8 protein-coding genes are annotated in these 10,266 nt (G+C 58.2%); 1 reads left to right on the plus strand and 7 read right to left on the minus strand.

What is annotated here, in order from left to right; genetic code table 11:
* Positions 1–23: 23 nt before the first annotated feature.
* A complete protein-coding gene (gene barA, locus ACERY3_RS19040) occupies positions 24–2,783 on the plus strand; it encodes a two-component sensor histidine kinase BarA (RefSeq protein WP_373226250.1) in 2,760 nt (919 codons plus the stop codon).
* A 95-nt stretch (positions 2,784–2,878) separates the two neighbouring features.
* Here barA and ACERY3_RS19045 read toward each other — a convergent pair whose 3' ends face one another.
* From ACERY3_RS19045 to ACERY3_RS19075, 7 genes are all read right to left on the minus strand, one after another.
* Positions 2,879–4,018, minus strand: coding sequence for a glycerate kinase (locus tag ACERY3_RS19045; protein WP_373226251.1), 1,140 nt, complete (start codon positions 4,016–4,018; stop codon positions 2,879–2,881).
* A gap of 77 nt (positions 4,019–4,095) precedes the next feature.
* On the minus strand, positions 4,096–5,433 hold the full coding sequence (gene gudD / locus ACERY3_RS19050; protein WP_214586718.1) for a glucarate dehydratase: 1,338 nt from the start codon (positions 5,431–5,433) through the stop codon (positions 4,096–4,098).
* Positions 5,434–5,448: 15 nt separating this feature from the next.
* Positions 5,449–6,789 carry an enolase C-terminal domain-like protein gene (locus tag ACERY3_RS19055; protein WP_373226254.1) on the minus strand — a complete coding sequence of 447 codons (1,341 nt, stop codon included), beginning with the start codon at positions 6,787–6,789 and terminating at the stop codon, positions 5,449–5,451.
* Positions 6,789–8,144, minus strand: a complete 1,356-nt coding sequence (gene gudP, locus ACERY3_RS19060; protein WP_023309021.1) for a galactarate/glucarate/glycerate transporter GudP — start codon at positions 8,142–8,144, stop codon at positions 6,789–6,791. Before gudP ends, ACERY3_RS19055 begins: the two co-directional genes overlap by 1 nt.
* Positions 8,145–8,439: 295 nt before the next feature.
* The gene (locus ACERY3_RS19065; protein ID WP_029741558.1) at positions 8,440–8,889 is read right to left on the minus strand and encodes a flavodoxin; all 450 of its coding nucleotides are present in this window, start codon (positions 8,887–8,889) and stop codon (positions 8,440–8,442) included.
* A 24-nt stretch (positions 8,890–8,913) separates the two neighbouring features.
* Positions 8,914–9,690 (minus strand): tRNA pseudouridine(65) synthase TruC, encoded by a 777-nt coding sequence (truC, locus tag ACERY3_RS19070; protein ID WP_047060001.1) that lies wholly within the window; start codon positions 9,688–9,690, stop codon positions 8,914–8,916.
* Positions 9,687–10,016, minus strand: coding sequence for a YqcC family protein (locus ACERY3_RS19075; RefSeq protein WP_045888076.1), 330 nt, complete (start codon positions 10,014–10,016; stop codon positions 9,687–9,689). Before ACERY3_RS19075 ends, truC begins: the two co-directional genes overlap by 4 nt.
* Between the last annotated feature and the right edge of the window lie 250 nt (positions 10,017–10,266).

The raw sequence follows: 10,266 nt of genomic DNA on the forward strand, positions 1-10,266 counted from the left end.
TAATTGTCCCATAACGGAACGCCATGACCAACTACAGCCTGCGCGCGCGCATGATGATTTTGATCCTCGCCCCCACCGTTCTCATCGGTTTGCTGCTGAGTATCTTCTTTGTGGTGCACCGCTATAACGATTTGCAGCGACAGCTTGAAGATGCAGGCGCCAGCATTATCGAACCGCTTGCCGTTTCCAGCGAGTACGGCATGAACCTGCAAAACCGCGAATCCATTGGCCAGTTAATCAGCGTGCTCCACCGCCGTCACTCGGACATCGTACGCGCCATTTCCGTTTACGACGAACATAACCGCCTGTTTGTCACCTCGAATTTTCATCTCGATCCGGCGGCCCTGAAGATCCCGGACGGTACGCCGTTCCCGCGCCACCTCACCGTCTTGCGGCGCGGCGATATCATGATCCTGCGCACGCCGATCGTGTCGGAAAGCTATTCACCCGATGAGTCAGCGCAATCCGACGCCAAATCCAGCAACAATATGCTGGGATACGTGGCGCTGGAGCTGGATCTCAAGTCGGTCCGGCTACAGCAGTACAAAGAAATTTTCATCTCGGGCGTGATGATGCTGTTCTGCATTGGCATTGCGCTGATCTTCGGCTGGCGCCTGATGCGCGACGTGACGGGCCCCATCCGCAACATGGTTAATACGGTTGACCGCATCCGCCGGGGGCAGCTCGACAGCCGGGTGGAAGGGTTTATGCTGGGCGAGCTGGACATGCTGAAGAACGGCATCAACTCAATGGCCATGTCGCTGGCGGCATATCACGAAGAGATGCAGCACAACGTTGACCAGGCCACCTCCGACCTGCGCGAAACGCTGGAGCAGATGGAGATCCAGAACGTTGAGCTGGATCTGGCGAAAAAGCGCGCTCAGGAAGCGGCACGTATTAAGTCGGAATTCCTTGCCAATATGTCGCACGAGCTGCGTACGCCGCTCAATGGCGTGATCGGCTTTACCCGCCTGACGCTGAAAAGCGAGCTCAACCCGACTCAGCGCGATCACCTGCACACCATTGAACGTTCGGCTAACAACCTGCTGGCGATCATCAACGACGTGCTGGATTTCTCCAAGCTGGAAGCGGGCAAGCTGATCCTGGAAAGCATTCCGTTCCCGCTGCGCAGTACGCTCGATGAGGTGGTGACGCTGCTCGCGCACTCGTCGCACGACAAGGGCCTTGAGCTGACGCTTAATATTAAAAACGACGTGCCGGATAACGTCATTGGCGATCCGCTGCGCCTGCAGCAGGTCATTACCAACCTTGTCGGGAATGCGATTAAATTCACCGAAAGCGGTAACATCGACATTCTGGTAGAAAAACGCTCCATCAGCAGCAATAAGGTGCAGATTGAAGTCCAGATCCGCGATACCGGCATCGGTATTCCTGAGCGGGATCAGTCGCGTCTGTTCCAGGCGTTCCGTCAGGCGGACGCCAGTATCTCCCGCCGTCATGGCGGTACCGGCCTGGGGCTGGTGATCACGCAGCGCCTGGTGAACGAGATGGGCGGCGATATCTCTTTCCACAGCCAGCCGAATCGCGGTTCAACCTTCTGGTTCCACATTAATCTGGACCTCAACCCGAACGTTTTGACCGATGGCCCGGTGACGGACTGCCTGAAAGGCAAGCGCCTGGCCTACGTCGAACCTAACGCGGCGGCAGCGCAGTGTGCGCTCGATATTTTAAGCACCACGCCGCTGGAGGTGGTCTACAGCCCAACCTTCTCAGCGCTTGCCGTTGAGCACTACGATATTCTGCTGATGGGGATCCCGGTCACCTTCACCGGCGAACTGACCATGCAGCAGGAGCGGCTGGCGAAAGCCGCGTCAATGACCGACTATCTGCTGCTGGCGCTACCCTGCCACGCCCAGATTAATGCGGAGGAGTTGAAAAACGACGGAGCCGCCGCTTGTCTGCTGAAGCCGCTCACCTCGACCCGCCTCCTGCCCGCGCTCACAGAGTATTGCCGTCTTAGCCAGCATGCTCTCCCGCTGATTAACGACGAGCAAAAATTGCCGATGAGCGTGATGGCGGTGGATGATAATCAGGCCAACCTGAAGCTGATTGGCGCATTGCTTGAAGACCAGGTTCAGCACGTTGAGCTCTGCACCAGCGGCGCGCAGGCGGTTGAACAGGCGAAGCAGATGCAGTTCGATTTAATCCTGATGGATATTCAGATGCCGGGCATGGATGGCATTCGGGCCTGCGAGCTGATCCACCAGCTGCCGCACCAGCAGCAAACCCCGGTCATTGCGGTCACCGCGCACGCGATGGCCGGTCAGAAAGAGAAGCTGCTGAGCGCCGGAATGAATGACTATCTGGCGAAGCCCATCGATGAAGAGAAACTTCATAACCTGCTGTTACGCTATAAGCCGGGTCACATTGGCGGGAGGTACACGGTTTCCAGCGAGCCGGTTGAAATCAGCGTTAACCAGAACGCCACCTTTGACTGGCAGCTCGCGCTGCGCCAGGCGGCTGGTAAACCCGATTTAGCCCGCGAAATGCTGCAAATGCTGGTCGCGTTTCTGCCGGAAATTCGCAATAAGGTGGAAGAGCAGCTGGTGGGTGAAAACCCGGAAGATCTGCTGGAAGCGATCCACAAGCTGCACGGCAGCTGCGGGTACAGCGGCGTGCCGCGGCTGAAAAACCTCTGCCAGCTGCTGGAGCAGCAGCTGCGTGCCGGCACGCCGGAATCGGAGCTTGAACCGGAGTTTCTGGAGCTGCTGGATGAGATGGATAACGTAACGCGCGAAGCGACGAAGTTGCTGGGAAGCTGAGATAAAAGCCCGGTGGCGCTACGCTTACCGGGCCTATGATTGCGGGTGCGGCCTGATGCCCTCACCCTGCCCCTCTCCCTCAGGGAGAGGGATAACTACATTCCCTGTCCCACTTTCAGCACCGCCGCGATATTCCTGGCGGTCATCCTGACGTTCTCGCTGGCATTTTCCAGCGCATCTTCCAGCGAGCAGATGGTGTAGATCACGCTAAACACCGCATCAATGCCGTGATCGTGTACCACGCCAACGTCCGCCGTCAGGCTGCCTGCAATGCCGATGACGGGTTTGTTAAAGCGTTTCGCCACTTTCGCCACGCCCACCGGGACTTTGCCGTGGATCGTCTGGCTGTCGATGCGGCCTTCTCCCGTGATCACCAGATCCGCATCGGCCACCTGGTCGGCCAGGTGGAGCGCATCGGTCACGATCTCAATGCCCTGGCGCAACTGTGCGCCGCAAAAGGCGTACAGCGCGGCCCCCATGCCACCCGCCGCGCCGCCGCCAGCAAGGTTTAGCACGTCGATATCCAGATCCCGGGCAATGACTCTCGCATACTGCGCCAGCGCGTTGTCCAGGGTGACGATCATCTCGGGTGTGGCCCCCTTTTGCGGGCCAAATACGGCTGACGCGCCATCCTTACCGGTGAGCGGATTCGTCACATCACAGGCGACCTCTATCCGGCACTCCGCCAGACGTCTGTCCAGCCCGCTCAGGTCGATACGCGCGAGTTTTCCCAGCTCACCCCCGCCCTGTCCAAGAGGCTGTTCGCTGGCGTCCAGCAGCTTTGCCCCCAACGCCTGCACCATCCCTGCTCCGCCGTCATTGGTGGCGCTGCCGCCAATGCCGATGATGATATGCTTAACGCCCGCATCCAGCGCGTGACGAATAAGTTCGCCCGTGCCCCAGGAGGTGGTTTTCAGGGGATTACGCTGCGAAGGAACGACCAGCTCCAGGCCGCTTGCCGCCGCCATTTCAATAAAGGCGCTCTGCTCGTCACCGGATAAGCCATAAAACCCTTCCACGCGCTCACCCAGCGGGCCGGTCACCGGAACATGCACAATGCGTCCCTGTGTTGCCGCGATCATCGCCTCAACCGTCCCTTCGCCACCGTCCGCGACCGGCAGTTTGACGTAAACCGCCTCGGGAAAGATCTCGCGAAAACCACGTTCTATCGCTGTCGCAACCTCAAGCGCACTCAAACTTTCCTTATACGAGTCCGGTGCGATAACAATTTTCATAAGCCATCCTTACGCATAGTCGTTACGTTAAGCATACACCACGTAAAAGACCGCTCGTGGGAGCGGTCCCAATGCGTTTATCGTACCATGCACGGGCGTTTATTGTCGAATGTCCAGTCGGGGATCAGATACTGCATCGCCATGGCGTCGTCACGGGCGCCCAGACCGTGTTTTTGATACAGCTCATGGGCTTTCATGACCTGGTCCATATCCAGCTCAACCCCCAGCCCCGGCGTGGAAGGCACCTGCACCATGCCACCTTTGATCTCAAACGGCTGCTTAGTCAGACGCTGATTACCCTCCTGCCAGATCCAGTGCGTGTCGATAGCGGTAATCGTGCCCGGCGCGGCGGCGGCAACGTGCGTGAACATCGCCAGCGACACGTCGAAGTGGTTGTTAGAGTGCGAGCCCCAGGTCAGGCCAAACTCGTGGCACATTTGCGCCACGCGCACCGACCCCTGCATCGTCCAGAAGTGCGGGTCCGCCAGCGGAATATCGACGGACTGCAATGACAGGGTGTGTCCCATCTGACGCCAGTCGGTGGCAATCATATTGGTCGCGGTCGGCAGCCCCGTGGCGCGACGGAACTCCGCCATAACTTCACGGCCCGAGAAGCCCTGTTCAGCCCCACACGGATCTTCCGCATACGCCAGCACGCCTTTCAGCAGTTTGCCTATTTTGATCGCTTCATCAAGCGACCACGCGCCGTTCGGATCCAGCGTCACGCGCGCCTGCGGGAAACGTTTTGCCAGCGCGGTGACGGCTTCCGCCTCTTCCTCACCGGCAAGCACGCCGCCCTTCAGTTTGAAATCATTAAAGCCATATTTTTCGTACGCGGCTTCCGCCAGGCGCACCACCGAATCCGGGGTCATCGCCTCGTCGTGGCGAAGTCGGTACCAGTCGCATTGTTCACCCGGCTGGCTCTGATAAGGCAATGGCGTCAGCCTGCGGTCGCCGACAAAGAACAGATAGCCCAGCATTTCCACTTCGCTGCGCTGCTGCCCCTCGCCCAACAGCGACGCAACGTTAACGCCCAGATGCTGACCCAGCAGATCCAGCATCGCGGATTCAATCCCGGTCACCACGTGAATGGTGGTGCGCAGGTCGAAGGTCTGCAGGCCACGCCCTCCGGCATCGCGATCGGCAAAGGTATTGCGCACGGTGTTGAGGACATTTTTATACTCACCCAGCGTTTTGCCTACCACCAGCGGAATGGCATCTTCCAGCGTCTGGCGGATCTTCTCCCCGCCCGGAATTTCGCCCACGCCCGTATGCCCGGAATTGTCTTTGATAATGACAATATTGCGGGTAAAGAATGGCGCATGCGCGCCGCTCAGGTTCATCAGCATGCTGTCATGGCCCGCAACCGGAATGATTTGCATGGAAGTGACGACAGGGGTCGTAAAAGTACTCATCGTGTAATCCTTTTATCAGTGACGTCCAAAAACAGGGCGCTTACGGTCAAATGTCCAGCCGGGGATCAGGTACTGCATCGGGCCCGCGTCGTTACGCGCGCCGCCCGGTAGCTTTTTATACGCCTCATGGGCTTTATGGATCTGATCCCAGTCAATCTCCACGCCCAGCCCCGGCGCATCCGGTACGGCAATCTTGCCGTTGATGATTTCCAGCGGATTTTTCGTCAGGCGGGCTTCCCCTTCCTGCCAAATCCAGTGGGTATCGATGGCGGTCGGGTTACCCGGCGCCGCCGCGCCAACGTGGGTAAACATCGCCAGCGAAATATCAAAGTGGTTGTTCGAGTGACAGCCCCAGGTCAGCCCCCAGTCATCGCACAGCTGCGCCACGCGCACTGCACCTGAAAGCGTCCAGAAGTGAGGGTCCGCCAGCGGAATGTCGACGGCGTTCAGCATCACCGCATGACCCATTTCACGCCAGTTGGTGGCGATCATATTGGTCGCGACAGGCAGCCCGGTGGCGCGACGGAACTCGGCCATGACTTCACGGCCCGAGAAGCCCTGCTCCGCACCGCAGGGATCTTCCGCATAGGTCAGGACATCCCCCAGCCCTTTGCACAGGCGAATCGCTTCATCCAGCAGCCAGGCGCCGTTGGGATCGACGGTGATCCGCGCATCCGCAAAGCGTTTTTTCAGCGCCCGGGCCGTATCAATCTCCTGCTCGCCGGGCAGCACGCCGCCCTTCAGTTTGAAATCCTTAAAGCCGTAGCGATCCTGCGCCGCCTCGGCCAGACGCACTACCGCGTCGCTGGAGAGCGCTTCCTGGTGGCGCAGGCGATACCAGTCGTGATCGCCCGTGGATCGAGCCAGATAGGGGAGATCGGTCTTATTGCGATCGCCAACGTAGAACAGATAGCCCAGCACGGTGACCGCATCACGCTGTTTGCCGGGTCCCAGCAGCTCGCAAACCGGAACATTGAGCGCCTTACCCAGTAAATCAAGCAGGGCGGCCTCTAGCGCGGCGACCGCGTTGACGCGCAGTTCAAACGTCCAGGCACCTTTACCGAACGTATCAAAGTCTGCCGACTGATTGCCCTTATGCACCCGCTGAACCACCTTGTTCAGACGGGCGACCTCCTGGCCCACCACCTGCGGAACGGCATCGACCAGCGTCTGGTAGATCACCTCTCCGCCCGGGGCTTCGCCCACGCCGGTATTCCCTGCGCTGTCTTTCAGCACGACGATATTACGGGTAAACCAGGCGTTATGTGCCCCGCCGATATTGAGCAGCATGCTGTCCTGCCCGGCCACCGGAATAACCTTCATCTCCGTAACGATTGGGCTCGATTGCGTTGTCATCATCCACGCTCCGCAACAGGTTTAAGTTCGACGCGCTTGATATCCCCCACCAGCACCAGGTAACTCAGCACCGCCACCAGCGCATGCACACCCACGTAGATTAGCGCACCGTTGAAAGAGCCGGTGGTGCCGACGATGTAGCCGATAGCGATCGGCGTAACAATCCCGGAGATATTGCCGAACATATTGAACAGGCCGCCGCTCAGACCGCTGATCTCTTTCGGCGCCGTATCCGCCATCACCGCCCAGCCCAGCGCGCCAATGCCTTTGCCGAAGAAGGCCATCGCCATAAAGCCGATAATCATCCATTCGGCGTTGACGTAGTTACAGAACACCATGGTCATGGAGAGCAGCATGCCGAGCACAATCGGGGTTTTACGCGCGATGTTCAGCGAGCCGGTACGGCGCATCAGCCAGTCGGAAATCACTCCGCCGAGCACGCCGCCGACGAAGCCGCAGATTGCCGGGACCGACGCGACAAATCCCGCTTTCAGAATCGACATGCCGCGTGCCTGCACCAGGTATACCGGGAACCAGGTGATGAAGAAGTAGGTTAAGGCGTTAATACAGTACTGGCCCAGATAGATACCGATCATCATGCGCGAGCCGACGAGCTGCTTGATCTGCGCCCATTTCTGGCTGAACGGGACTTTTGCTTTTGCGGATTTCTGATCCATATTGATCAGCGCGCCGCCTTCCGCGATGTACTCCAGCTCTTTTTTGTTCACGCCAGGATGCTGGTTGGGTTCGTGGATCACTTTCAGCCAGACAAAGCTGATGACGATCCCAAGCCCGCCCATGAAGAAGAAGACGTGCGACCAGCCCACCTCATGCGTCAGCCAGCCCATGATTGGCGCGAAGATCACCGTTGCGAAGTACTGTGCGGAGTTGAAAATCGCCACCGCCGTTCCCCTCTCCTGCGCCGGGAACCAGGCAGCGACAATGCGGCTGTTCCCCGGGAAGGAAGGTGCTTCCGCTAAGCCTACCAGGAAACGCAGCGTGAAGAGCGCCACGATAATGCCGAAGCCGCTGAAGATATCGACGAACCCCTGCAACAGGGTAAACATTGACCAGATAAAGATGGACCAGAAATAGACGCGTTTAGATCCAAAACGGTCCAGCAGCCAGCCGCCAGGAATTTGTCCGATGACGTAGGCCCATGAGAATGCGGAGAAAACGTAACCCATGCCCACCGGATCAAGGCCGATATCTTTTGCCATTTCCGAACCGGCAATCGACAGCGTGGCGCGGTCACCATAGTTAAAGGATGTGACGATAAACAGCATCACCACTATCCAGTAGCGGGCATTGGTGCGCTTTTCAGCGCTGCTCGCTGCGTGGCTTAATGTACTCATTGTTGCACTCCTGAAACATAGCTTTCGCCTGGTTCATTCTGTACAGCACCGGTAGGGTAATCAGAATGAGATTGGTGTTTTGTCGTTTTGGTACGGCCTGACGCCGTTTTATAGTGACCGGAAAAGTATATGAAGGAGTGCCTCATCACCTCACCGTGCAGAAACACAGTATTAAAAGGCGTATGAGAGGTTGTTTATGGCATAAGCCCAGGGGAGTGGAAGGTGGTTCACGGAATTGGCGTTTGGCGCGGGGGGTATCGCCGGGTGGCGGCTACGCCTTACCCGGCCTGGATAACTATTTAAGGAGAGTTGCCCAGTGCTCGACCCATGGGTTCGATTCGCTTTCGGGTTCAGGATGCTCCCCGGCATCAATCAGCAGCATCTCGCCGACGCGCTGAGCGCTCTGCTCCTGCAGGAGCGCATCGAACTGCTTGCCGCCGCCGCAGAAGTTGGCGTAAGAGCTGTCGCCCAGGGCAATGATGCCGTAGTGCACGTCTGGCTGATAGCCAAGCTGGTCTTTAATGCCCTGAAACAGCGGCACGATGCTGTCCGGCAGATCGCCCTGCCCGGTGGTGGAGGTCACCACCAGAATGTATTTATCTTTATACTTTTCCCAGTCTGCCAGTTCCGGGTCTTCATAGACCGTGGCTTTATGGCCCTGGCTGGCGAGTATTGCCTCAGCCTCTTCCGCTACCAGCAGCGAGTTGCCGTACATTGTGCCGACAAAAATGCCTACTTCAGCCATGATATTTTCCCATAATGAATGCGTTTACCGTTCATCCTGAACGTTGCCCGATACAAACTCAACCCTTTCATTTTCGGGGAGTTGTCCCAGCCAGCCAAACTGTGACAGCGCCTGCATCCAGACGTCGTCCAGCCCAGCACGGATAGTCAGCGGCTCGCCGGTAAACGGGTGCGTCAGGCTCAGCTCGCTGGCGTGCAGCATCAGACGATGGCAGCCAAAGTGTTCGGCCGCACTGCGGTTCTGGCGCAAATCACCGTGTTTGCTGTCGCCAATAATCGGGTGGCGCAGGTGCGCAAGATGGCGTCGCAGCTGGTGCTTACGCCCGGTTTTAGGCAGAAGCTCAACCAGGCTGTAGCGTGTGGTCGGAAATTTGCTGGTTGCAACCGGCATTTCGGTCGTCGCCATGCCGCGATAATCCGTTACTGCGGGCTGCGGACCTTTGTCATCGCGGGAAAATTTATCGGCGATTTTGTCCAGCTCCTCCACCAGCGGATAGTCCAGCGTGGCGGCTTCCGTCAGCCAGCCGCGCACGATCGCGTGGTAGCGCTTTTGCATCTGATGCTGTTCAAACTGCTGTGACAGCAGACGCCCCGCCTCGCTGGAAAGCCCCATCAGCAGCACGCCGGAGGTCGGCCTGTCGAGGCGATGGGCGGTAAAAACATGCTGACCAATCTGGTCGCGAACGGTCTGCATCACCACCACTTTCTCATCGCGATCGAGCCAGCTGCGGTGTACCAGCCAGCCTGACGGTTTATTCACCGCCACCAGCCACTCGTCCTGATAGAGGATCTCAAGCGTCATGCATCTTCACCGGCAAACAGGGCATCCAGTTTTTCCAGTTCGACCAGCATCACGTCGCGCGCAGGGTGCGTCGCCTCGATCGCCATTTCATAGTAGGGAGAGACCGCAAACGCCTGCGGAAGCGGGTGACCGCCCTCAAGCAGGGCGTGCATACGCGGAATTAACACCCACTGCAGCCATTCAAACGGGGCCAGCGTATCCAGGCAGAAGGGCTGAGTGCTCGCGAACGCTTCTGGCTGCGGCGCGGTCTCCTGCCACAGCTGATGTTGGCGCAAAAGGGCTTCGATGGCGTGCAACTGAGCACGAACGCTATCGTGTTGCGTCATAGTAACCTCAACTGAAAAAGTGAACGGCGCGCAGCATAGCATTGCGGAAGGCAGAAATAAAAAAAGGGAGCACTGTAAAAACAGTGCTCCCGGTTCGTTTCGCAGCATTCCAGCTACAATTCGGAGCCTGTCAGTAATTCTGTGTAACTGCCACTGTGTTAAAGGTGATCGCTCAGGCGGTCACCGAACTCGATAATAAAACGACTCATTGCCAGCCGCCAGTTCTGGATCGGCATACTCCATTTTTTTG

It is taken from the genome of Enterobacter cloacae complex sp. ESBL7 (genome assembly GCF_041679625.1).
Lineage (GTDB): Bacteria > Pseudomonadota > Gammaproteobacteria > Enterobacterales > Enterobacteriaceae > Enterobacter > Enterobacter asburiae_B.